Genomic DNA, 21,582 nt, shown 5'->3' on the forward strand with positions numbered 1-21,582 from the left:
CCTGCTGGAGCTGGCCGCGGCCGGCCACACCGACGAGGCGGCGGGCCGCAAGCCCGGCGGCTGCGCCCGCACCGTCAAGCGCCAGATGGCCGACCTGATGGACCGGTTGGGCGCCGCCGGCCGCTTCCAGGCCGGGGTGCGGGCCGCCCAGCGCGGCCGGCTCCGAGCCTGCCGCAGGCCCTGCGCCCGGGAGCGGGACGCCAGGGCCCGCGGCCGTCAGCCGTCAGCCGCCCAGGTGGCGGGCGAAGAAGCGCAGGGCGCTGTCGAGTTCGAAGGCGGGGATGTCGCCGTGGCCGCCGGGGTTGGCGTGCAGGGTCTTGTCCGGGGAGCCGAGGGTGTCGAACAGGGCCAGGGCGGCTTCGCGCGGGACGCGTTCGTCGTCCCACTGCACCAGGAACTCCACCGGGACGGTGATCCGGGCGGCGGCCTCGGCGGAGGTCTCGGCGCCGTTGAGGCCGAGGACGGCGGCGCGCACCCGCGGTTCGGCGGCGACGAAGGGCACGCCGAGGCCGCAGCCGAGCGAGACGCCCCAGTAGCCGGTAGGGCACTCGCCGACGTCCGGGAGCCGGTGCAGCGCGTCCAGGGCGGTGCGCCACTCGGGCACGCTCTGGCCGGCGAGCAGTTCGTGCAGGGCGGCGACGGCGGCGCTGACGTCCCCGCCGCTCCGCATGCGGGTGCGCAACTCGCCGACGGCGGCGGCGAGTTGCGGGCTGCGCGGGCGGTCCCCGTGGCCGGGGGCGTCGAGGGCGGCGACCGCGTAGCCGCCCTCGCGGGCGAAGCGGTGGGCGCGGGCCAGGACACCGGGGGCCTTCTTGTGTTGGCCGCCGCCGTGGCCGACGAGGATCAGCGGGCGCGGGCCGGTGTCGCCCTCGGGGGTCCACAGGACGCCGGGGATGCCGGGGACGCCGCCGTCGGCACCGTCGGTTCCGGAAACGCCGGGGAGGATGAAGAGCTGCTCGGTGACGCCGTCGGTGGACGTACGGGAGGTGAACTGCATGGCGTGTTCACGCCTTTCGGGATTGCCGTCCGCGGGCGCTCCCTAGCCTCCGTACGGGAGGGAGCCCCGACCTGTCACTGCGTTGATCGGTCTCACCTCCTCGGTCCGTGGCCGCGGTTCGTCGCGGTCGCACTCGGCGACGCAGAACGTACCACAGGGCGTGGCCTGGTGAAACGTCAGCGCGGGGTGCCCGGACGGGCCCCACCCGGCCGCGGGTCTCACCCGGCCGCGGGCCGAGCCCGCCGGGCGACCCTCGCCCGGCACGCCGCGCAGGCGTGGACGCCGCGGCCGCCGTAGCGGTGGATCGGCGATCCGCAGCCGGCGCACGGGCCGATCTGCCAGGGCTCGCAGCCGTGCGCGAGGGCCGCGGTGCCGCGCTGGGCGGCGGTGACGTCGAGCCCGCGGCCCTGCGGCGGCACCCTGAACAGCCGCGCGGGCACCTCGTCGAAGGTGTGCAGGCCGGTGCCGGCGGGGTTGCCGCGCCGGGGGCGGTGGTCGTCGAAGGTGAGGGTCTCCTCCCCGTAGCGGCAGGACGCGTCGGGTCCCCGGCGGGTGCAGGCGGTCCCGGCCACGGGCCCGGGCGGGGGGTTCTCGTCGCCGGTGGGGCCGAACATGTCGTGCCAGCGGTCCCGGTCGTCGGCGGGTACCCACATCCGGGAGACGGCCCGCGGGTCGCGCCGGCCGGGGATGCGCATCGGCACGAACTCGCCGTCCGCGCTGGCGACGACGAGCCGGTCGACCTCGGTGGGCGGCTCGGCCGGCAGGCACAGCGCGGGCAGGAACCACCCGGCGTGGAACCGGCCGCAGGAGCCGCCGTTGTCCGGGCAGGTCCGCTCGCTGCTCGGCAGGCACTTCCACTGCTGGAGGTGGCGCACCCCGGCACGCACCATCATGGCGAGCGGGGAGGCGATCTCCTTCCAGCCGAAGCCGTCGACCCTGGCCCACGGTGCCCGCCCGATGACCGGGGACCGGTCGGTGTCGGTCACCCACAGCGGGACGATCCCCTGCTCGGCGGCCGCCCGGGAGCGGCGGCGGACGGTGTCGGCGCTGATCGGGGCGTACTGGGCCTCCCAGCCGATCCGCCGGCCGTGGTCGCCGGTGACGAGGACGTCGGTGCGCACCCGCCCGTCGGTCGCGCGCGCCTCGACCTCCGCGCGCAGACCGTGCCGCTCGGCGACCCGCGCGATCCGCTCCTTCATCGCCTCGTGCTTCGCGCTCTCCTCGGGCGTGGGGGTGTGACGCACCGGCAGGTGGGCGGCCACCCACCCGGTGCGGCCGCCGGCCGTGCGGCGACGGATCGTCATCCACGGGGACCGGCCGTGCTCCTCGGCCCGGCAGGAGCCGGAACGGTGGTCCAGGCACTCCAGGAGTTCGCGCTCGCGCCGCTCGATCGGGGTGGTGATCTCTTCCAGCAGACCGGGACGGTCCGGGTCGCCGAGGTCGGGCAGGGTCAGGTCGATCTCGATGCCGTACACGGTGTGGAACACGCCGTTAGCCATGACCGGAGAATAGGAACAGGAACCGGCGATTTGAACACCGCTGCGCATGTTTGGAATCGCCGGAAGGGCTTCTTCGACAACGCGCGGACGGGCACGCCGCGACACCGGCCACCTGCTGCGCGACCGCCCTCGCCGCCCCGGAGGAGGACCGCGCCCGATCCGCCCGGCGCCTCCCCTGCGGCGCGCGCCCCCGAAATGGCGGTGCACGCCGCCCCGTCCGCTGGGCACACTGGCCCGATGATCGCCGACCACTGGCCCCTGTACGGGCTGCGCGTGACCTCGCCCCGCCTGGAACTGCGCCTGCCCACCGAGGACGAACTCGCCGAGGTGGCCGGCGTCGCCGCGCGCGGCGTCCACCTGCCCCGGGACCGCCCGTTCCTGACGCCGTGGGGCGAGCTGCCGCCCGCCGAACGGGCCCGGCACGTGGCGCAGTCGCACTGGCTGCGGCTGGGCCGCTGGAGCCCGCGGGACTGGGCGCTGAACCTGGTCGTCTTCCACGGGGGGCGCCCGGTGGGCATCCAGGACATGCGCGCCAAGGAGTTCGGCGTGCGGCGCGAGATCGTCTCCGGTTCCTGGCTCGGCCTGGAGCACCAGGGCAGGGGGCTGGGCACCGAGATGCGCGCCGCGATGCTCCACCTGGCCTTCGCCGAGCTCGGCACCCAGTCGGCGACCTCGCTCTCCTTCGCCGACAACCACGCCTCCCTGGCCGTCTCCCGCCGGCTCGGCTACCGCGGCGACGGCATCGACCGCGACGTCCTGGACGGGCGGGTGGTCGTCTCCGAGCGCCTGCGCCTGACCCCCGAGGCCTGGGCCGAGCACGCCCGCACCCCGGTCACCGTCACCGGCCTGACCGACGCCTCCCGCGCCCTGTTCGGCGCCCCCGCCTGACCGGAGCGCCGCTCCCGGTCCCGCGGCACCGGTTGTGCGGGAGGCCCGCCTCCCGCACAACCGGCCTGTCCCGTCCCTGACACGCCTCGCGCTTGCCCCGCCTCCGGAGGACTCCGGCCCAGGCCGGAAGGCGAAGCGGGCAAAGTAGGATGACTCAATCCCCGCGCTACGCGCGAAGAGTTCCATAAATGTTCTATTTGCCCGTTTTATCTCCGCTTCACACGCACGGAGCCACCCTCATGGACAACCCGTCCACCGCCGAAACCGGCGGCGCGATAGAGACCCGCGGTATCGAACCCGTCCCGGACCACGAACGCCGGGGCAGAGTCCGCGAGCTCTTCCCGACCTGGGTCGCGGCGAACATCAGCGTCCTGCTCCTCACCATGGGCGCGGCCCTGGTGGTGTTCAACCAGCTGAACTTCTGGCAGGTCCTGATCGTCGCCGCGTGCGCCGCACTCGCCTCCTTCGGCATGGTCGGCGTGCTGTCGGTCTCCGGGAAGTGGGGCGGGGCCCCGGGTGCCACGCTCTCCCGGGCCACCTTCGGCGTGCGCGGCAACCTCTTCCCCGGCGCGATCCTGTGGGTCGCCCGGTTCGGCTGGGAGACGATCAACGCCGTCACCGGCGCCTACGCGGTGCTGACCGTCCTCGACCTGCTCTTCGGCGTCAGGAGCAACACCGCGCTGATCGTCATCACGCTGTTCGCCTTCGTCGCCTGCACCTTCCTGGTCTCCGGCCTCGGACGGAAGGCGCTGAACGTCTGCAACACCTGGTCGACGTACCTGTTCGGTGTCTTCAGCGTCCTGGTGCTGGGCTACCTGGTCGCGACCATGCACTGGAGCGAGGTCTTCTCCAAGCCCGCGGGCACCACCGCGATGATGATCGCCGGCATCGGGACCATCGCCGCCGGCGGCATCAGCTGGGTCCCCACCGGCCCGGACTTCGCCCGCTACCTGCCGCACGCCGCCTCCGGCCGGAAGATCGTCGGCGTGACGGTCTCCGGTGCCGGCCTGGTGATGGTGCCGATGGTGCTGATGGGCGCCGTGATGGCGGTGGCCTCCCCCGGCCTGGCGCAGGCCGCGGACCCGGTCTCCTTCCTCGGTGACCTGCTGCCGACCTGGCTGGCCGTGCCCTACCTGCTGACCGCGATCGTGGGCATGCTGCTGATCAACAGCCTCTCCATGTACTCGGCCGGCTTCACCGCGCAGACCATGGGCGTGAAGCTGCCGCGCGCCATGGCCGTCAGCATCAACGCCGTGATCTCGCTGGTCGGCGGCCTGCTGCTGATGCTGGTCGCCAAGAGCTTCCTGGGCTCCTTCATCACCTTCCTGATCCTGCTCGCCGTCTCCTTCTCGGCCTGGATCGGCGTCTACGCGGTGGACATGTTCCGGCGCCGCTCGCGCGCGGTGCGCTACGACGCCGCCGCGCTGATGGACACCAGCAGGAACAGCCGGTACTGGTACAAGGGCGGCTTCTGCTGGCAGGCGATGGTCTCCTGGGTGCTCGCGCTGCTGACCGGGCTCGCCTTCACCAAGTGCGACTGGTTCGCCGGCCCGTTCTCCGACACCCCCGTCGGCCGGTACGGGCTGGCCTGGGCGGCGACCATCGTGATCTCCGCCGTGATCATGGCCGTGCTCCCCACGCCCCGGGAGAACACCCCCGCCGACGTCCCGGCGCAGCGCGCCGAACGGGTCACCGTCTGACCGCACGCCCCCGGACCGCCCGGTCGCCCGCTCCGTCGAGCCGGCCACCGGGCGGTCCGCTTTCCCGGCCACGCCCGCCCCCGCCGACGGCGCCCGGCCCGTACGGGAGCAAGCCCGGCGCCCAGACCCCGGCGAACGCCCCCGCGCACGAGAAGTCGGCCCGGCCGACTTCCGGCGCGCAGCGGCAGCCCTCACGGCCCGGGAGCCCCGGGCGGCGAGACACCCCGCGTGAGAAGTCGGCCGGGCCGACTTCTCACGCGGGGCGGGGGCCGGCCCACGGTGGAGGGCGGAGCGGGAGTGCCGGTCGAGCCCGGTGATCTTCGGTGCGTCGCCGGGCGGGAGGAACTGCGGCACCGGGTCGGGCTCCGGGCGGGACTCCTTCGCGCCGCTCGCGGTGTCGACGTGGATGTTGTGGCGGTCGGCCCCGGCCCGCCGGTAGTACGTCGATCCGGTGATCGGAATTCGGGTCGGCGGTCGAGACCCGAGGTGCCGTTCCCCGACGTTGAATGTCGGGAGTGCAGGGGGTCAGCGGGTTTCGAGGAGGTCTTTCAGGACGTCGAGGTTCTTCGCGACGGCGCGCCTGACCCGGGGGCCGGCGACCGCGGCGACGGCCTTGAGGGCTCCGGAGGCGGCCCGGTCGGCATGTGGGGGGTCCTTCCGTTCCCGGTTCCGTACGGCGCTACGCGGGTGCCCGGCCGTTGTCCGCGCGGGCGGCGGTCAGGCGGTGGCGGGCGGCGGTCAGGAGTTCCGCGGACAGGGTGTCGTCGTCGCTGGCGCGGGCGAGGAGCAGTGCGCCGACCATGGTGGACAGGTCGGCGAGGGTGTCCTGGCGGGCGGCGCCGTCGCGCAGGGCGGGACCGTCGGGCAGGGCGGCGCCGTCGCGCAGGGCGGGACCGTCGGGCAGGGCGGCGCCGTCGCGCAGGGCGGGACCGTCGGGCAGGGCGGCGCCGTCGGGCAGGGCACCGTCGGGCAGGGCGGCGAGGGCGTCGAGGAGTTCGCGCAGTCCGGTGGTGTAGGCGGTGCGCAGGGGGGAGCCGGGTTCGGTGCGGGCGGCGTCGGCGGCCAGGGCGGCGGCGGCGCAGCCGTGGCCGGGGTGGTCGCGGTGGAGCGGGGAGAGGTAGCGGTCGAGGAACTCGTCGCGGGGGGTGTGTCCGGCGGGGGGCTGGCCGGCGAGTTGTTCCATGGCTTCGCGGCGTTCGGTGAAGGCGGCGGCGAGGGCCTGGGCGAGGAGGTCGTCCTTGGAGGCGAAGTGGCGGTAGAAGCCGCCGTGGGTGAGGCCGGCGGCGGCCATCGCCTCGGGGACGCTGACCTGGCCGGTGCCCTTCTCCCGGATCAGGCGGGCGGTGTGGTCGATGACGCGGCTGCGGCTGCGTTCGGCCTCGGCGCGTGACACGCGGGGCATGCCGTGGCTCCTTTCCTCCGGCGGTCGGCGGTGTGGTGTGCCGGTGTGGTGTGCCTACTTTCCCATCCGGTTTAGATGATGATAATAATCTAAATGCTGCGGCGCCCGCCAGGCAACGGCCGGCGCCGCCCGGAGAGCGAGGAGACGCACATGACCGTGATCGAAGGCTCCACCGTCCTGGTGACCGGAGGCCTGCGCGGCCTGGGCCGGGCGTTCGTCGGGGAACTGCTGGCCCGCGGCGCGGCGAAGGTCTACGCCACCGCCCGCACCCCCTCCCCCGGCGCCGGCCGGGACCCGCGGGTGGAGGTCCTCGCCCTGGACGTCACCGACGACGCCTCGGTGGCCGCCGCGGCCGCCCTCGCCGGCGACGTCGACATCGTCTTCAACAACGCCGGCGTCCTGTACCCGGCACCGCTGCTGACCGGCGACCTGGACGGGATCCGGGCCACCTTCGAGACCAACGTCCTCGGCCCGCTGCGCATCGCCCGGGCGTTCGCGCCGGTGCTGGCCGCGCGCGGCGGCGGCGCGCTGGTGGACATCCACTCGCTGCTGTCCTGGGGTTCGGGCTCCGGGGCCTACGGGGCGTCCAAGGCCGCGCTGTGGTCGCTGACCAACTCGCTGCGCCTGGAGCTCGCCGCCCAGCGCACCCAGGTCCTCGGCGTGCACCTGGGCTTCGCGGACACCGAGATGGTCGCGGCCGTCCCGGTCGAGAAGATCCCGCCGGCCGAGGTCGCGCGGGCCGTCCTGGACGCCCTCGCGCGCGGCGACAGCGAGGTGCTCGTCGACGACGCCACCCGGGCCCTCAAGGCCGCCCTGTCCGGGCCCGTGGAGGGCCTGGCCGTACGCATCGGCCGCTGACCGCCGCACCCCGAACGGCGCCGCACCGCGCCGCACCCGCGAAACACCGACACCCAGGAGCGCATCCCATGCCGCTGTGGCACGTCTACCACCCTCCCGGCGCCTACACCCCCGAGCAGAGACGCCGGCTCTCCGGCGACATCCGCCATCGCCGCCTCGAACACCATCGAGGGCTACCGGGTCGACGCGAGGGACGTCGCCGACCTGATGGACGGCGAGCGCGAGGTCGAGGCCAGCGACGAGAACAAGAAGGAGACCCTGGCCTACCAGCAGGCCATGACCTACATCCAGTCCCTCCACGACGCCGCCGACTTCCGCCACAGCAAGGAACTCCTCAACGCCCTGCACTGGATGCTCCAGGGCCACCACCACCCGCTCAGGACCGCCGGACAGTGGCGCAGGACGGCCATCCGGATCACCGCCCCCGGTGATGATCTCGCCACGGACTACGAGGGACCGGACCACGAACTGCTGCCCGGCCTGACGAGCGAGCTCGTCGACTGGCTCAACGAGGGCGACCTCGACAGCCACGTCCTCGTACGGGCCGCGATGGCCCACCTCAACCTGGTGAAGATCCACCCCTGGTCGGACGGCAACGGCCGGATGTCCCGCTCCTTGCAGACCCTCCTGATCGCCCGGGGCGGAGTCCTCGCCCCCGAGTTCTCCTCGATCGAGGAGTGGCTGGGGATGCCCGGCAACACCTGGGAGTACTACAAGGTGCTGCGCGAGGTCGGCGGTCCCGTCTGGTCACCCCAGCGGGACACCCTGCCGTGGATCAAGTTCAATCTCCTCGCGTACCACCAGCAGACGCAGCGGGTCCAGCGCCGCGTCGACCGCTCCAACGACTGCTGGACCCAGCTCATCGAGGCGGCCGGCCGGCACGGGATCACCGAGCGGCAGACGACCGCTCTGCACGAAGTGGCCATGGTGGGCAGGGTGCGCCGCTCGCGCTACGAGAAGGCCGAAGCGATCAACACCCAGCAGGCGACGCGGGACCTGCAGGCCCTGACCAAGGCGGAACTGCTGACAGCGGTGGGGCAGACCAAGGGCCGCCACTACATCGCCGGGCCCCGGTTCCCGCAGGAGGTCCTGGAGACCGCCCACCGGCACCACACCATCGTCAACCCGTATACCGCCGGGTAGCAGGTGGCCGGCGCGCGGGAGGCCGGCGCGGCGGGTTCAGGCGTCGAAGCGGATCTCCGGCCAGCGGGGTGTGGGCGCGTCCAGCAGGGGGGCCGGGATGCCGCGCAGGTGGAGACCGAAGTAGGCGGTGAGGAAGGCGCGTTGGGCGTCGACGGCGCGGCGGGGGTCGCCGGTGCCCAGGAAGTGCTCCAGCCGGTCGGCGGGCCAGGCGAAGACGGACTGGCCCTGGGGGACGAGGAGTTGGAGGTCGCAGTAGGAGAGGTGGCCCGAGCGGGTGAGGGTCAGGCGGCGGCGCCAGCCGGTCAGGTGGGGCCACAGGGCGTCCCACATCGCGTCGCGGGCCGGGCTGTCCCAGGCGGAGGCCATCAGCAGCAGGGGGCGGTCCAGGCCGGCGGTGGCGGCGGTACCGAACAGGGGGCCGTCCAGGACGGCTCCGGCGCGGATGCGCGGGTCGTCGCGCAGGGCCTGGACGGTGGTGGCGCCCCCCATGGAGTGGCCGAACATGCCGACGGCGTCGAGGTCGAGGGCGGTGTCGAGGCCGGCGGGCAGCGGACCGCGTTCCAGGCGGTCGAGCAGGAGGCGCACGTCGGCGGCGCGGTAGGCGACGATCCCGGCGTCGGTCATGGCCTGGACCCGGGCCTTGTCGCGCACTTCGAGGCGGTGGCCGGGGAATTCGACCTCGCCGGCGTCGAAGGTGTGGTCGACGGCGGCGACGACGTGGCCGTGGGAGGCGAGTTCCTCGGCGAGGACGGTGTTGAAGGAGCTGTCGGCGCCGGAGCCGTGGGAGGCGAGGACCACGGGGTGGCGGCGGCCGCGGTCCACCGGCGCGCAGGGGCGGGCGTGGGTGGCGGGCCAGGCGAGGCGGGCACCGGGGACGGCGAAGTAGGCGGCTTGCAGGTGGGCGGTCTCGGCCGGGCTCATCCACGGCGCGTACGGGCCACGGGCGCCGGGGGCCGCCGGGTACCAGAGACGGGCGCGCAGCTCGCGCGGGCGCGGCGTGGGGGCCCAGGCGTCGGTGCGGGCGGGATCGCTCAGGTACCGCCCTGAGCCAGCTGCTTGCCCAGGTCCCGCGGGATCGGGCCCTGGATCGCGGCCAGGTAGGTCTTGGTGACGCCGTACCGCGGGTGGGTGAGGCGGTGGGCCAGCTCGCCGTGGTTGGTGAGCAGGATGATGCCCTCGGTCTCGGCGCCGACGGGGTGGGGGCCGGTGGGCGCGGGCAGGCTCAGGCGGGGCCCCGGCACGCCGTCGGCGCGGACGGGCCCGGCACCGGAGGCGACGGCGGCGGAGGCGACGGCGGCGGCACCCAGGGCGAGCGCCCCGAGGACACCGCGACGGCCGGGCCGACGGCCGGGCAGCGAGCCGGACGGGCTGCCCGACAGGCGGCCGGGCAGCGAGCCGGACGGGGAGTCGGGCAGGGGGTCGGACGGGCGGCTGGGCTGGGATCCGGTCACCCGCCCACTGTGCCGACGCGCCGCCGCCCCGCGCGTCCGCCCGCGGCAGGAGGCCCGCGGCGCCCTGCGACCACGGGCCTACGCCCGTGGCGGCAGCCGGGGCGAAGCCCGCCCGAGGACCCGGCCGGCCCTTACCGCGAGGGAGTTGCCGGGGCGTCCAGGAGCGCGTCGAGCAGCCCGGGGAAACGGGCGTCGAGATCGGTGCGGCGCAGGCTGACGAAGCGGTTGCGGCCGGCGACGCGGGTGGTGGTGACGCCGGCCTCGCGCAGCACCCGCATGTGGTGGGAGACGGTCGACTTGTGGAGGTGGTCCAGGCCCAGGTCGCGGGGGGCGCAGGAGTGTTCGGCGTCGTCGGCGTAGCTGAGCAGCAGGGTCATCCGTACGGGGTCGCCGAGGGCGTGCAGGACCGTGACGAGGTCGATGTCGGCGGTGGCGGGCTGGGGAAGCCGCTCGTCGTCGCTCATGGCACTGCTCCTCGGACCGCCGGGGGTGAACGGATGGTTTGACAATCATCCACCCATCCCCGAGTGTTTGACGAGCGTCAAACTGTTGCATGCCTATCCAACAGTCTGCCGGGCGGTCCGTCCGGCAGTCCGTCCGCCGATCCGTCCCATGCGCCCCGGGGGGCCCTCCCGTGCCCGTACCTCTGCTCCTGCTCGCCCTCGGCACCTTCGCCATGGGCACCGACTCGATGGTCTTCGCCGGCATCCTCGGCCCGATCGCCGCCGACCTGGACGTGTCGGTGCCGGCCGCCGGCCAGCTGGTCACCGTCTTCGCGCTCGGCTACGCGCTGCTGGCCCCGGTGCTGGCCACGCTCACCGCCCGCTGGCCGCGCCGGCGCCTGCTGCTGATCGCGCTCGCCGTGTTCAGCGCCGCCAACGCGCTCAGCGCGCTGGCCCCCAGCTACGGGCTGCTGCTGGCCACCCGGGTGCTCGCCGCGGTCGGCGCCGCCCTCTACACGCCGACCGCCAACGCGGTGGCCACCACCCTGGTCGCCCCCGAGCGGCGCGGCCGGGCGCTGGCGACGGTGCTCGGCGGGATGACGGTGGCCACCGCCCTCGGGGTGCCGCTGGGCACCTGGGTGGGGCGCACCGACTGGCGGATGACGATGTGGCTGGTCACCGCCCTGGGCCTGGCCGCGCTGGCCGGCCTGGCGCTGCTGCTGCGCGACCTGCCCGCCCCCACCGCCGCCCCCGCCCTGAAGGCCCGGCTGGCGCCGCTGGGGCAGCGCCGGGTGCTGGGCGCCGCGGCCACCACGCTGGTGTTCTTCCTCGCCTTCCAGAGCGTCTACATCTACCTGTCCACCGCCGTGGCCGGCGCCACCGGCGGCGACTCCGACCGGCTGAGCCTGATCCTGCTCACCAGCGGCGTGATGTCGGTGGCCGGCAGCTGGCTGGGCGGGCGCCTGGTGGACCGCGTCGGGGTGCGCCGAGTGCTGCTGACCGGCTCGGCGGTGGCCGCGGGCGCGTTCGCCGCGCTGCCGTGGCTGGGGCGCAGCATGCCGGGGGCGCTGGGGTACGCGCTGGTGGTGCCGCTGGCGGGGTGGGCGGTGTCGGTGGCGCTGCCGCACCGGCTGGCGTCGATCGATCCGGGGAGCGCGCCGCTGCTGATCTCGCTGAACAGCAGTGCGCTGTACCTGGGGACGGCGGCGGGGGGTGTGGCGGGGTCGGCGGCGATCTCGGTGCTGGGCGGGCGGTGGTTCCCGTTCGTGGCGGCGGTGCTGGCGCTGGTGGCGTGCGCGGTGGCGGCGGCGAGCACCCGCGACGAGCGCCCGGCGCGGGCCGGGGAGGCCGCGGCGCGGCCCGCCCGGGTGTGAGGGAGCGGGCCCGGGAACGGCGCGGGTGCCCCGGGCCGGCGGTGAGCCGGTCCGGGGCACCCGCGCGGGGGTTCAGCCCCGCAGGACCTCGCCGACCAGGGCACGGGCCTCGTCCTGGACCCGGGCGAGGTGGTCGTCGCCGTGGAAGGACTCGGCGTAGATCTTGTAGACGTCCTCGGTGCCCGAGGGGCGGGCGGCGAACCAGGCGTTCTCGGTGCAGACCTTGATGCCGCCGATCGCGGCGCCGTTGCCGGGGGCGTTGGCGAGGACGGCGGTGATCTTCTCCCCGGCGATCTCGCCGGCGCCGACCCGTTCCGGGGAGAGCCGGGCCAGGCGGGCCTTCTGCTCGCGGTCGGCGGGGGCGTCGACGCGGGCGTAGGAGGGGGCGCCGTGGCGCCCGGTCAGCTCGCGGTAGCGGGTGCTGGGGGTGGTGCCGGTGACGGCGGTGATCTCGGCGGCCAGCAGGGCCAGCAGGATGCCGTCCTTGTCGGTGGTCCACACGCCGCCGTCGCGGCGCAGGAAGGAGGCGCCGGCGCTCTCCTCGCCGCCGAAGCCGATGGAGCCCTCCAGCAGGCCGTCGACGAACCACTTGAAGCCGACCGGGACCTCCACCAGGGCGCGGCCGAGGTCGGCGGCGACGCGGTCGAGCATCGAGGAGGAGACCAGGGTCTTGCCGACGCCGGCGTCGCCGGGCCAGTCGGCGCGGTGGCGGTAGAGGTAGTCGACGGCCACCGCCAGGTAGTGGTTGGGGTTCATCAGGCCGCCGTCGGGGGTGACGATGCCGTGCCGGTCGGCGTCGGCGTCGTTGCCGGTGGCGATGGCGTACTGGTCCTTGCGGCCGATGAGGGAGGCCATCGCGGCCGGGGAGGAGCAGTCCATGCGGATCCTGCCGTCCCAGTCCAGCGTCATGAACCGCCAGGTCGGGTCGGTCACCGGGTTGACGACGGTCAGGTCCAGGCGGTGGGTCTCGGCGATGCGCGCCCAGTAGTCCACCGAGGCGCCGCCCAGCGGGTCGGCGCCGATGCGCAGCCCGGCGGCGCGCACCGCGTCCAGGTCCAGGACGGAGGGCAGGTCCTCGACGTAGCTGCCGAGGTAGTCGTGGCGTCCGGTGGTGGCGGCGGCCAGGGCCCGCGCGTACGGGACCTTCCTGACGCCGCGCATTCCCTCGCGGATCAGTTCGTTGGCGCGGTCCTGGATCCGGCCGGTGGCCTGGGATCCGGCCGGGCCGCCGCTGGGCGGGTTGTACTTGAAGCCGCCGTCGCGCGGCGGGTTGTGCGAGGGGGTGATCACGATGCCGTCCGCGAGGGCGCGGGGGCTGCGCCGGTTGTGGGCGAGGATCGCGTGGGAGACCGCCGGGGTGGGGGTGTAGCCGTCGGCGTCGTCGATCAGGACGTGGACGCCGTTGGCGGCCAGCACCTCCAGGGCGGTGACCTTGGCCGGCTCCGAGAGGGCGTGGGTGTCGGCGCCCAGGAACACCGGTCCGGCGACGCCCTGTTCGGCGCGGTACTCGCAGATCGCCTGCGTGGTCGCGGCGATGTGGTCCTCGTTGAAGGCAGCGTCCAGCGACGAGCCCCGGTGTCCCGAGGTCCCGAACGCCACCCGCTGCCCGGGCTCCTGCGGGTCCGGGTTCAGCGCGTAGTACGCCGTCACCAGCCTCGCCACGTCCACCAGGTCACCGGGCTGCGCCGGCTGCCCGGCCCGTGCGTGTGCCATCCGTCTTCTCCCGCCGAAAGTCGGTAACTACGCGGCACGTCCCCGTCCCGCGCTCACCGATCGTAGCCAGAACGCGACCGTGCCCCGAACCGCGCGGGCGGTCCGGGGCGGCAGCGACGACGGGGACGGCGGGCTTCAGGCAGGTTTGAGGCGGGCTTGAGGTCCGCTTCAGACAGGCTTCAGGTCCGCTTCGGGCGGGCTTCGGGCGGGCTTCGGGCGGGCGGCTGCCGACGGTGCGCCGCGAGCGCGGGGCGGGTTCCTTCGGGCAGGTGTGCCCGGCCTCCCCGGTCGCCGCCCCGCGCACCCGGCCCCACCGGGTGCGCGTCCCTGTGGAATTGAACCGCTGGGACGACATCCGGCGGTGTCACCGCGCGGCGGGGTTCCGGGCCGCGGTGGGACGTGTAGAAACGAGCCGCACCTGGCCGGGCCGCGCCCGCCGTCCCGTCGCCGCCCCGGCCCCGCGTCAGGTCGGGCGCGTCCGGTGGCGGACCGGCCCGTCGGCGCCCGCCCCCAAGCCACTTCTCGTCCAAGGAGACCGGGCACATGCTGAGAATCACCGCAGACGTCTATTCCGGCCGGCCCAACCCCGTCGCGGACATCACCGACGCGGCACGGGCGCGCACAGCCCTGCGGGAGCTGACGCGGGACCGGGCACTGTTCTCGGGCCCCCGGCCCTCCGACCCGCCCGCGGGCCCCCTGGGCCTGCGGGGGTTCTGGCTGGAGACCTTCGACGACGAACTCGCGCACGACTTCGGCGTGGAGTCCCGTCTGTACCTCCCGGCGGGGGCCCAGGCCCCCGCCGGGCGCTCCGCCGAGGTCGCCGAGCGGCTGGTCACCCTCGCGGACTGGGGCCAGGCCCCGGCCGCCCTCGCCGGGCCCACGCCACCGGTCGACGCGTCGTTCCGGGAGTTCCTGCTCGAACAGCTGGCGAGCAGCGGCCGGGCCTCCCTGAAGGACCGGGTCGGGCCGGCGGGCGGCGGTCAGGCGGAGAACCCCACGGTCACCTGCACGATCGAGGTCGGGGCGTTCAACCCCGGGTTCTGGAACAACGACCCGAACGTCCTGGACAACAACAACTGCTACAACTACGCCAGCAACTGGCGCACGAACACCTTCGCGCAGCCCGGCCGCGGCTGCGGCAGCATGTACACGCAGATCACCTGTGAGGAGGTGACCCGCGCGGCGCTCTGCGACGGCATGCACCACCGGTTCGACTGTTTCCCCGACAACGAGGCGCCGCGTCCCCTGGTCGCCCTGGTCGTCATCCCCGGCGGCGGCGACTACCACTGGTACCGGAGGCAGAAGGAGGGCTTCTGGGGCCACAAGCCGGGCGGGACGGCGGCTCGCAACTACGACAACAGCGGGAACGTGATCTACGACCCGGAGACCGCCGACCGCGGGCCCTACACGATCTTCTGCGGCTACTTCTACGGCTGCAACAGCCAGCGGCAGAGGATCAACTGACGAGCGCCCGGGGGCCCCGGACCGTCGTCGAGGTGGACCTCTACAGCGGGCGGCCCAACCCTCGCTTCCCCCTGGAACCCGCCACGGCCGACGAGCTGGCGCGCCGGATCGGGGCGCTGACGCCGGCGCCCGCGAGCGGGCCGCCGGACGTCGGGCTCGGCTACCGGGGACTGCGGGTCCTGGCCGGCCCGCACGGCACCGGCGCCGGGACCGTCGTCTCCGGCGGGGTGGTGACCCTGCGCGGCCCGGACGGGACGCCGCGCCGCCTGCGGGACCCCGGGCGGGCACTGGAACGCTGGCTCCTCGCCCGGGGCGTGGGGCACCTGGACCCCGCTGTCGTCGCGACGGTGCGCCGGGAACTCGCGCGGTAGCGGCGGGTGGTGGAGCGGGAAGCCCGCGGGACGGCCCTGCCGACCGGACCGGCTTCCCGCTCAACGCGTCCGGGGCGAGGCTCCGCCACTGAGACTCCGCCGGCGAGGCTCCGCAGCGGATGCGGAGCGCAGGACGCGGTCCGGCCCGGTGAAGCGGCGTCGCGGCTGCCCCCGGGGCGTTCGGTCCCGGCCCCGGGGCCCCCTCAGGCCGACGCGGGCGGCTGCTGACGGTACGCCGCGAGCGCGGGGGCGGTGGTGGTGGCGACGAACTCCGTCACCCGGTAGCGCGCCAGCCCGGCCTCGGTGAACGGGTCGGTGGCCACCAGTGCCTCGATCGAGGCACGGTCCGTGCCCGCCGCGAGGATCACCCCGCCGTCGCGCGGCACCTTGCGCCCCGAGGCGAGGAAGGTGCCCGCCGCGTAGTGCTCCTCCAGCCACGCGATGTGCCGCGGCAGCACGGCGTCGACCGACTCCAGGTCGGCGGTGTACGTCAGCTCCGGAACGAACATGCCCACCAGGCTAGTGTCCCGGCCCCGGCGGCCCCCGCCGGGAGGGTGCCGAGCCCAATCCTGCCAGCTCAGGCAAGGTTTCGGTAGGACACAGCACACCCTTCTTCCGCCTTGCCGCGCACCGGCGCGGGCCCGCAGACTCGTGCGCATCCCACCGAGCGCCCCGCGCCGGCCGCCCTGCCCCGGGCGGCCGGCGTGCGCGGCGTGCTGCCCGCGCACCGCGAGGGGCGGCGGGCGGGAGGAACCACACGGACGACGAAGGGGGACGGACCATGGGCGTGCACGAGGACCTGGTGCTCAGGGCGCGGGTGCGGCTGCTGAGCCACAACGAGCGGATCCTGCACGGCGAGGAGGGCCTGTGGGTGTACCGGGCGCTGTTCACGGTCAGCCCGGACGCCTACGCGTACAAGCTGGCGTTCGTGCTGCGGGAGGCGGCCGAGGGGCCGCGGGCGGCCCGTCTGCCCGAGGCGCGGGAGGCGCTGCTGGCGGAGGCGAGGGCCGTCTCGGCGCGCGTCCCCGGCCACGCTCCGGCCCACCAGCGCCGGATGTGGGACTACCCGGTGGCCGAGCTGCGGCGCTTCGAGCAGCAACTCGGCGGTGCGCGGCAGTAGGTGATCACCCGATGGTTGCGGTACAACAATCCCTATTTGACGACCGATCGGAGAAATTCTGATATGAGCAGGTCAGGACTGTCCCGCCGCGCCCTCCTCGCCGGTGCCGGAGCCGGCGCCGTCACCGCCGTCGTCGGCTGGAACACCTCCACCGCCGCCTGGGCCACCGAGAGCGGCGCCGGCGTCGCCGAACTCCCCACCCTGGACGGCACGGTGACCCTCCAGGGCGACGGCCTGGAGCGCTTCTCCAGCGACTTCGGCCACCTCGTCACCGCCAGGCCCCGGGCGGTGCTGCGCCCGGGCTCGGTGCGCGACGTGCAGCAGCTGGTGGCCTTCGCCCGCCGCCACCGCATCCCGGTGGCCGTCAACGGGCAGAGCGGCGACCTCGCGCAGCTCGGCGCGGCCGGGCTGGAGTCGCACTCCAGCTACGGCCAGGCCAACCCGCGCGGCGGCGTCGCCATCGACGCCCGCGGCCTGTCCAGGGTCGTCTCGGTGCGGCCCGGACGCGCCGTGGTCGAGGCCGGCGCGACCTGGGCGCAGGTCACCGAGGCGGGCCTGGCGGCGGGCTGGGTGCCGCCGGTGCTCACCGACTACCTGCACCTGTCGGTGGGCGGGACGCTGAGCGTCGGCGGCATCGGCGGCGCCGTCCAGCGCTACGGCATGCAGGTCGACAACGTACTGGAACTGGACGTGGTCACCGGCACCGGCGAGCTGGTCACCGCCTCGCCCACCCGCAACCGCGAGCTGTTCGAGGCGGTGCTGGCCGGCGGCGGCCAGGTCGGCGTCATCGTGCGCGTCACCCTCGCCCTGGTGAAGGTCCGCGAGCGCGCCCACGTCTTCTCGCTGTACTACGACGACCTGGACGCCTACCTCGCCGACCAGGAGAAGGTCCTGGCCGGGCGCCGCTTCGACCTCCAGGTCGGCGACGTGGTGCGCAGCGCGGACGGGTCGCGGTGGCGCTACAAGGCGGAGCTGGTGGCGTTCGCGGACGCCGGGCGGGCGGTGGACCGGGCGGCGCTGCTGGCCGGGCTGGTCCCGGTGGAGACGGAGGTGGTGGAGCAGAGCTGGCGGGAGTACGCGTTCCGGGTGGACGGCTTCGCCGGGTACCTGCGGGCGGCCGGGTTCTGGTCGCTGCCCAAGCCGTGGCTGAGCGTGTTCCTGCCGGCGTCGTCGGCGCGGGCGTTCATGGCGCGGGCCGCGGAGGTGCTGACCGCCGCCGACCTGGGGGCGGGGCTGCTGCTGTTCTACCCGTACCTGCGCTCGAAGGTGAGGGCGCCGCTGGCGGTGCTGCCGGGGCAGCAGGAGGTGGGCTGGCACTTCGACCTGCTGGCCTTCCCCGGCCCGGGGTCGGACAGTGCGGCGATGCTGGAGCGCAACCGGCGCCTGTACGACCTGGCGGTGGAGCTGGGCGGCAAGCGGTACCTGATCGGGGCGGTGCCGGGGATGACGCGGGAGGACTGGCGGCGTCACTACGGGGGGCAGTGGGAGAAGGTGGCGCGGGCCAAGCGCCGGTTCGACCCGGCGGGCGTCCTGACGCCGGGCCAGGGCATCCACGCGTCCTGACCCCCTGGCTCCCTGACCGCCGGGCCGTCCGCGCGTTCACGCCGGCGCGGGCGGCCCGGCGGCCCGGCGGGGCACCGGGACCCCGGGGCTCCCGGGCGGGGTCAGGTGATCTCCGGCCGGGCCGTCATGCCCATCGCGGAGCGGTCCGGCAGGTGGCGGTGGTACGGGTAGCGGCCGCGTTAGGAGTCGAAGACGGCCTGGAGGCGCACGCTCTCGCCGGGCATCAGGCGCACGGTGTCCTTCAGCCCCGCCTCCCCCGGCCCGGGGGCCGCTCCGTTGCGGGCCAGGACACGGAACTGCGCCAGGTGCGGTGGAAGTCGTGCGGGATGTCGGTGTCGGCGTTGACGACCGTCCGGATCTCCGAGGTGCCGAAGGCGACGGAGGCGTCGACCCTGGCGGGGTCGTACGCCTTGCCGTCGATCAGGCCGCGCGGGGCGAGGCCGCCGCCGGTCTCGACCTTCGGCACGACGGTGCGCTCGCGCACCGCCGCACCGGGCGGTGCCAGGGTGCGCGGCCGGTCGGGCACCGCGGAGGGGCCGGGGGCGGGGCGGCCGACGTCGAAGCGCAGGACCTGGCCGACGTGTTCGGCGGGGCCGGGCGGCATGGAGTCGGTGAGCACGACGCCGGTGCCGGGGCGGTAGCGGGAGAAGTCGATGACGACGTCGGCGCGTTCGCCCGGTGACAGGTCGACGGTGTCGGTGGTGTGGGGGCGTTCCAGCAGGCCGCCGTCGGAGCCGGTCCGGGTGATCGGGCCGCCGTCGCTGTCCGGCCCGGCTCGACCGCGCGGACTCCACCGTCCTGGACGCGCTCCAGCGCAGGGCCAAGGACGAGTTCGCCGAACAGGGCCTGATGATCGGCCAGTTCCACCCGGCGTGCGAGGAACCCGGCCTGCGGAACCACTCCTTCAGACCGCTGCGCGCCCCGTCCCGCTGCTCGCGGTGCGCAAACTGCTGGTCTTCGACCCGCCCTTCCTCACCGGCGACGCGGTCCACCTGAGCCACTACCTGGCCCGCTTCGCCCCCGAGGTCCCCGCCCGCATCCGCGCCCAGCTGGTCACCGGCGTCCGCGCCCACCGGCAGACCGCCGCCTGAACCCCCTCCCCCGGCGCGCGCGGAGCCCGGCCAGCGCCCGGCTCCGCGCGCCCCCCTTTCGTGCGCCACCTCGGGGTTCGGTAGCCTCCCGCAATGACCCCCTCCACCCCGCGCCCCGTGCCCCCCGTCACACGGCTCGTCGACGGGCTCGTCCGCGCCTACGCCCCGGCCGCCGGGCAGGTGGGCGTGCTGACGCCCGACGCGGCCTTCCGGCCGGCCGCCGGGGACGAGGTCGTCTCCCACACCGTCGACGCCGGCCTGCGCCGCGCCTGCTACACGACGCCCGACGCGGCCGTCTGCGTCACGGCGGACGGCACGCAGGTGTGGCGCTCGCCCTTCGAGCCGGCGGCGGACGGCGCGTACGGCCACCGGCCCGACTGCGAACTGTCCCCGGACGGACGGGTGCTGTGGGTCTACCGGCCCGACGGGATCGCCGGCCGCGGCCGCCCCGACCAGTGGGTGGCCCTGGACGCCGGCACCGGGGCCGTCCTGGCCCGCGCCGACCTGGAGACTTCCGGGCACGGCGCCGTGCAGCTGGCCCACCGGCGAGCGGCCACATGCTCCTCAACGTCGGCGAGGGACAGGACGGCACGGCCCTGTACCGCGCCTGCCTGAGCGACGGCCGGATCGACCTGTGGCGCTACCCCTTCGACGACCGCTGCCTGATCGGCCTGTCACCCGACGGGCAGCACGTCCTGACCGTCGACCACGGGCAGAACGACCTCACCGTCCACGCCTTCCCCGGCGGCGCGAGCGTCTTCACCCTCACCGCCGGCGACTTCGGCCACGACCCGGACACCGTCTTCCTGGAGTGGAGCGGCGGCTACCTGACCCCCGACACCCTGCTCGCCACCCTCGTCGGCGAGAGCGACGACGGACAGGACTGGTCGCGCCACTACCGCGTCGACGCCCGCACCGGCCGCGTCCACGGCGAGTTCGCCACCCACGCCGCGGACCCGGACGACATCCACCCGCTCGGCGACGGCTCCTGGCTCACCACCGGCCCCGGCGGGCACCCCGTGCGCCGCACCGGCTCCTGACCGGGCACCGCGCCGGGACAACCACGCCTGCGCCTGCGCCGCCGTACGTCTTCGGCGCCGAAGCGCCCCCGCCCCTCGACGGCCACCTGCCCAGGCTCGACCCGGTCGGCCACCCGGCCCGGTCGGCCGACCTGCCCGGGAGCACGCCGCGATGAGCCCGTCGGACCCCCCGCGCGCCCGGCCTCGCGTACGCGCTGCGCGTCCTCGCCCAGGCCTACGGCGACCACCCGACCACCCCGGGCAGCGGCGCCCCCGGCCACCGGCCCGACCGGAACCGCACCGTCCGGATGTGGCACGATCGGCCCGGAAACACGGACCGGGGACCCCGGAGGGAACGCAGCGATGGACGGACGGCGGAAGCCGCTCGACGCGGACGAGCGCCGGCGCGGGCTCCGGGCCGCGGCGATCCGCTGGGCGGTGCTGGCGGTGGCGCTGCTGACACTGCTGGCCGGGGCCGGGTACGCGCTGCCGGGCTGGTCGGTCGCCCACGGGGCGGGCAGCCCCGGCGTGTTCACCGTGACCGGGGAGGCCGTGGACTGCGGCCGGTGCGTGGTCGAGGGCACCTTCACCCCGGACGACCCCGCGCAGCCCGAGCTGACCGGCGCGGGCGTGATGGGCCGCCTCCCGGCGCGGCTGCTGGGCGAGCAGGCCCGCGGCCTGGGCTACGACGGCAAGGTGTACCCGCCCGACGGGGGCGGCGCCTGGCAGCGGGGCACGGCGATCGCCGCCGGCGGCCTGGCGCTCCTGCTGCTGTGGCTGTGGCTGGTGCTGCGCAGCCGGCGCCGCCGTCACGCCGGTTGAGGGGGGCGTCAGAGCGCGGACAGGCGCAGCGTGAGGGGCGGGCCGTCCGAGCGGGGCGTCCAGCCCTGTGCCCGCGCGGCCCGGATGCCCGCGGCGACCTCCCGCGGCATGACCACCTCCGTCGCCACCGCGGCCGGGTCGCGCAGGGCCGGCCGGTGTCCACGACGAGCGTCGTCCCGGGGCGCCGCTCGTCCTGCACGGCGTAGCCGAGGGTGGTGCCCTCGTAGTCGCAGCACCAGTGCTGCCTGCGCACCCGCCAGCGGTACTCCGTGCCGTCGACGACGATGCGCCGGGCCCCCTTCCTCGCCAGTGCCACGGTGGCGGCCCCTTCCGGTCTGCGGCTCTTCGACGTGCCCGTGTTCCGGTGGGCAGTCTCTCCTGGCGGCGCCGGGGGTGTCACGGGGTTTCGCGGTGCGGGGGTGTGGCACCGGCGGGTTTCCGGGCGGCGGCTCCCGGGCGGCGGCTCCCGGCCGGCCCTGCCCGGATACTCGCCGGCTTCCGAGGCGGCGCCGCAGCGGGATGTCCAACCGGCTCCTTCGCCCTGCTCCCCGACCGGGACAGTGCGCAGCGGGCGCTGGACGCGATGCACGACAGCCTGGCTCCGGGGGCCGGCTGATCGTCGGCGTCGAACCGCCGTCCCTGAGCACGGAGTCCGACGGCGGACC

General features: G+C 75.1%; 20 protein-coding genes and 2 pseudogenes. 13 read left to right on the plus strand and 9 right to left on the minus strand.

All coding sequences use genetic code 11. The features are described from left to right. Positions 1–223 precede the first annotated feature (223 nt). Entirely contained in the window at positions 224–997 is a 774-nt protein-coding gene (locus ACZ7C5_RS23290) for a dienelactone hydrolase family protein (RefSeq protein WP_401090495.1), read from the minus strand. 218 nt (positions 998–1,215) lie between these two features. After that, on the minus strand, positions 1,216–2,496 hold the full coding sequence (locus ACZ7C5_RS23295; RefSeq protein WP_470323371.1) for a competence protein CoiA family protein: 1,281 nt from the start codon (positions 2,494–2,496) through the stop codon (positions 1,216–1,218). A gap of 237 nt (positions 2,497–2,733) precedes the next feature. Here ACZ7C5_RS23295 and ACZ7C5_RS23300 point away from each other — a divergent pair, with 237 nt between their 5' ends. Beyond that, a complete protein-coding gene (locus tag ACZ7C5_RS23300) occupies positions 2,734–3,384 on the plus strand; it encodes a GNAT family N-acetyltransferase (protein WP_401090491.1) in 651 nt (216 codons plus the stop codon). 239 nt (positions 3,385–3,623) lie between these two features. Continuing rightward, positions 3,624–5,084, plus strand: coding sequence for a purine-cytosine permease family protein (locus ACZ7C5_RS23305; RefSeq protein ID WP_401090489.1), 1,461 nt, complete (start codon positions 3,624–3,626; stop codon positions 5,082–5,084). 679 nt (positions 5,085–5,763) lie between these two features. On the opposite strand, the gene ACZ7C5_RS23310 is transcribed toward ACZ7C5_RS23305, so the two are convergent. Next, positions 5,764–6,486, minus strand: coding sequence for a TetR/AcrR family transcriptional regulator (locus ACZ7C5_RS23310; RefSeq protein WP_470323372.1), 723 nt, complete (start codon positions 6,484–6,486; stop codon positions 5,764–5,766). A 150-nt stretch (positions 6,487–6,636) separates the two neighbouring features. Here ACZ7C5_RS23310 and ACZ7C5_RS23315 point away from each other — a divergent pair, with 150 nt between their 5' ends. Together ACZ7C5_RS23315 and ACZ7C5_RS23320 are read left to right on the plus strand one after the other, a co-directional pair. Continuing rightward, on the plus strand, positions 6,637–7,344 hold the full coding sequence (locus ACZ7C5_RS23315) for an SDR family oxidoreductase (protein ID WP_401090485.1): 708 nt from the start codon (positions 6,637–6,639) through the stop codon (positions 7,342–7,344). Positions 7,345–7,551: 207 nt separating this feature from the next. Continuing rightward, a complete protein-coding gene (locus ACZ7C5_RS23320; RefSeq protein WP_470323373.1) occupies positions 7,552–8,487 on the plus strand; it encodes a Fic family protein in 936 nt (311 codons plus the stop codon). A gap of 36 nt (positions 8,488–8,523) precedes the next feature. On the opposite strand, the gene ACZ7C5_RS23325 is transcribed toward ACZ7C5_RS23320, so the two are convergent. From ACZ7C5_RS23325 to ACZ7C5_RS23335, 3 genes and pseudogenes are all read right to left on the minus strand, one after another. After that, positions 8,524–9,408: an alpha/beta hydrolase family protein gene (locus ACZ7C5_RS23325; protein ID WP_470323374.1), complete on the minus strand. Its 885-nt coding sequence runs from the start codon at positions 9,406–9,408 to the stop codon at positions 8,524–8,526. Between the two features lie 119 nt (positions 9,409–9,527). Continuing rightward, positions 9,528–9,938 (minus strand): annotated as a pseudogene (locus ACZ7C5_RS23330) (pseudouridine synthase); the annotation flags it as partial. 131 nt (positions 9,939–10,069) lie between these two features. Then, positions 10,070–10,402: an ArsR/SmtB family transcription factor gene (locus ACZ7C5_RS23335; protein WP_470323375.1), complete on the minus strand. Its 333-nt coding sequence runs from the start codon at positions 10,400–10,402 to the stop codon at positions 10,070–10,072. 170 nt (positions 10,403–10,572) lie between these two features. On the opposite strand from ACZ7C5_RS23335, the gene ACZ7C5_RS23340 reads away from it, so the two are divergent. Next, positions 10,573–11,754 carry an MFS transporter gene (locus ACZ7C5_RS23340; RefSeq protein ID WP_470323376.1) on the plus strand — a complete coding sequence of 394 codons (1,182 nt, stop codon included), beginning with the start codon at positions 10,573–10,575 and terminating at the stop codon, positions 11,752–11,754. A 72-nt stretch (positions 11,755–11,826) separates the two neighbouring features. Here ACZ7C5_RS23340 and pgm read toward each other — a convergent pair whose 3' ends face one another. Then, entirely contained in the window at positions 11,827–13,467 is a 1,641-nt protein-coding gene (gene pgm, locus ACZ7C5_RS23345) for a phosphoglucomutase (alpha-D-glucose-1,6-bisphosphate-dependent) (RefSeq protein ID WP_470323377.1), read from the minus strand. Between the two features lie 543 nt (positions 13,468–14,010). Here pgm and ACZ7C5_RS23350 point away from each other — a divergent pair. Together ACZ7C5_RS23350 and ACZ7C5_RS23355 are read left to right on the plus strand one after the other, a co-directional pair. Continuing rightward, positions 14,011–14,931 carry a hypothetical protein gene (locus ACZ7C5_RS23350; RefSeq protein ID WP_401090471.1) on the plus strand — a complete coding sequence of 307 codons (921 nt, stop codon included), beginning with the start codon at positions 14,011–14,013 and terminating at the stop codon, positions 14,929–14,931. A gap of 32 nt (positions 14,932–14,963) precedes the next feature. Continuing rightward, complete coding sequence (locus tag ACZ7C5_RS23355) at positions 14,964–15,302, plus strand: hypothetical protein (protein ID WP_401090470.1); 339 nt, start codon at positions 14,964–14,966, stop codon at positions 15,300–15,302. A gap of 203 nt (positions 15,303–15,505) precedes the next feature. Here ACZ7C5_RS23355 and ACZ7C5_RS23360 read toward each other — a convergent pair whose 3' ends face one another. Continuing rightward, positions 15,506–15,811, minus strand: coding sequence for a YciI family protein (locus tag ACZ7C5_RS23360; RefSeq protein WP_401090468.1), 306 nt, complete (start codon positions 15,809–15,811; stop codon positions 15,506–15,508). A 272-nt stretch (positions 15,812–16,083) separates the two neighbouring features. Here ACZ7C5_RS23360 and ACZ7C5_RS23365 point away from each other — a divergent pair, with 272 nt between their 5' ends. Beyond that, the gene (locus tag ACZ7C5_RS23365; RefSeq protein ID WP_470323378.1) at positions 16,084–16,422 is read left to right on the plus strand and encodes a hypothetical protein; all 339 of its coding nucleotides are present in this window, start codon (positions 16,084–16,086) and stop codon (positions 16,420–16,422) included. A 63-nt stretch (positions 16,423–16,485) separates the two neighbouring features. Continuing rightward, a complete protein-coding gene (locus ACZ7C5_RS23370; protein ID WP_470323379.1) occupies positions 16,486–17,985 on the plus strand; it encodes an FAD-binding protein in 1,500 nt (499 codons plus the stop codon). Between the two features lie 241 nt (positions 17,986–18,226). Here the strand turns inward: ACZ7C5_RS23370 and ACZ7C5_RS23375 are convergent, their stop codons facing one another. Continuing rightward, a complete protein-coding gene (locus ACZ7C5_RS23375; protein WP_470323380.1) occupies positions 18,227–18,604 on the minus strand; it encodes a hypothetical protein in 378 nt (125 codons plus the stop codon). Positions 18,605–18,783: 179 nt separating this feature from the next. Between ACZ7C5_RS23375 and ACZ7C5_RS23380 the strand changes: the two are divergent. The 4 genes and pseudogenes from ACZ7C5_RS23380 (at position 18,784) to ACZ7C5_RS23395 (ending at position 20,917) form a co-directional block, all read left to right on the plus strand. Then, positions 18,784–19,076, plus strand: a pseudogene (locus ACZ7C5_RS23380) (DUF6875 domain-containing protein). A gap of 93 nt (positions 19,077–19,169) precedes the next feature. Further along, positions 19,170–19,691, plus strand: a complete 522-nt coding sequence (locus ACZ7C5_RS23385; protein WP_470323381.1) for a hypothetical protein — start codon at positions 19,170–19,172, stop codon at positions 19,689–19,691. Then, positions 19,634–20,116, plus strand: coding sequence for a hypothetical protein (locus ACZ7C5_RS23390; RefSeq protein WP_401090460.1), 483 nt, complete (start codon positions 19,634–19,636; stop codon positions 20,114–20,116). Before ACZ7C5_RS23385 ends, ACZ7C5_RS23390 begins: the two co-directional genes overlap by 58 nt. A gap of 342 nt (positions 20,117–20,458) precedes the next feature. Then, on the plus strand, positions 20,459–20,917 hold the full coding sequence (locus ACZ7C5_RS23395; RefSeq protein ID WP_401090458.1) for a hypothetical protein: 459 nt from the start codon (positions 20,459–20,461) through the stop codon (positions 20,915–20,917). The last annotated feature ends 665 nt before the right edge of the window (positions 20,918–21,582 follow it).

It is taken from the genome of Kitasatospora sp. NPDC036993 (assembly GCF_055607525.1).

Excerpts from the sequence above, each read along its gene's own strand:
- ACZ7C5_RS23290 (WP_401090495.1), bottom strand. The coding sequence starts at position 997 with ATGCAGTTCACCTCCCGTACGTCCACCGACGGCGTCACCGAGCAGCTC.
- ACZ7C5_RS23325 (WP_470323374.1), bottom strand. The coding sequence starts at position 9,408 with ATGAGCCCGGCCGAGACCGCCCACCTGCAAGCCGCCTACTTCGCCGTC.
- ACZ7C5_RS23385 (WP_470323381.1), top strand. The coding sequence starts at position 19,170 with ATGACCCCCTCCACCCCGCGCCCCGTGCCCCCCGTCACACGGCTCGTC.
- ACZ7C5_RS23360 (WP_401090468.1), bottom strand. The coding sequence starts at position 15,811 with ATGTTCGTTCCGGAGCTGACGTACACCGCCGACCTGGAGTCGGTCGAC.
- ACZ7C5_RS23315 (WP_401090485.1), top strand. The coding sequence starts at position 6,637 with ATGACCGTGATCGAAGGCTCCACCGTCCTGGTGACCGGAGGCCTGCGC.
- ACZ7C5_RS23350 (WP_401090471.1), top strand. The coding sequence starts at position 14,011 with ATGCTGAGAATCACCGCAGACGTCTATTCCGGCCGGCCCAACCCCGTC.
- ACZ7C5_RS23365 (WP_470323378.1), top strand. The coding sequence starts at position 16,084 with ATGGGCGTGCACGAGGACCTGGTGCTCAGGGCGCGGGTGCGGCTGCTG.
- ACZ7C5_RS23310 (WP_470323372.1), bottom strand. The coding sequence starts at position 6,486 with ATGCCCCGCGTGTCACGCGCCGAGGCCGAACGCAGCCGCAGCCGCGTC.
- ACZ7C5_RS23300 (WP_401090491.1), top strand. The coding sequence starts at position 2,734 with ATGATCGCCGACCACTGGCCCCTGTACGGGCTGCGCGTGACCTCGCCC.
- pgm (WP_470323377.1), bottom strand. The coding sequence starts at position 13,467 with ATGGCACACGCACGGGCCGGGCAGCCGGCGCAGCCCGGTGACCTGGTG.
- ACZ7C5_RS23305 (WP_401090489.1), top strand. The coding sequence starts at position 3,624 with ATGGACAACCCGTCCACCGCCGAAACCGGCGGCGCGATAGAGACCCGC.
- ACZ7C5_RS23335 (WP_470323375.1), bottom strand. The coding sequence starts at position 10,402 with ATGAGCGACGACGAGCGGCTTCCCCAGCCCGCCACCGCCGACATCGAC.
- ACZ7C5_RS23295 (WP_470323371.1), bottom strand. The coding sequence starts at position 2,496 with ATGGCTAACGGCGTGTTCCACACCGTGTACGGCATCGAGATCGACCTG.
- ACZ7C5_RS23370 (WP_470323379.1), top strand. The coding sequence starts at position 16,486 with ATGAGCAGGTCAGGACTGTCCCGCCGCGCCCTCCTCGCCGGTGCCGGA.
- ACZ7C5_RS23320 (WP_470323373.1), top strand. The coding sequence starts at position 7,552 with ATGGACGGCGAGCGCGAGGTCGAGGCCAGCGACGAGAACAAGAAGGAG.
- ACZ7C5_RS23390 (WP_401090460.1), top strand. The coding sequence starts at position 19,634 with ATGCTCCTCAACGTCGGCGAGGGACAGGACGGCACGGCCCTGTACCGC.
- ACZ7C5_RS23395 (WP_401090458.1), top strand. The coding sequence starts at position 20,459 with ATGGACGGACGGCGGAAGCCGCTCGACGCGGACGAGCGCCGGCGCGGG.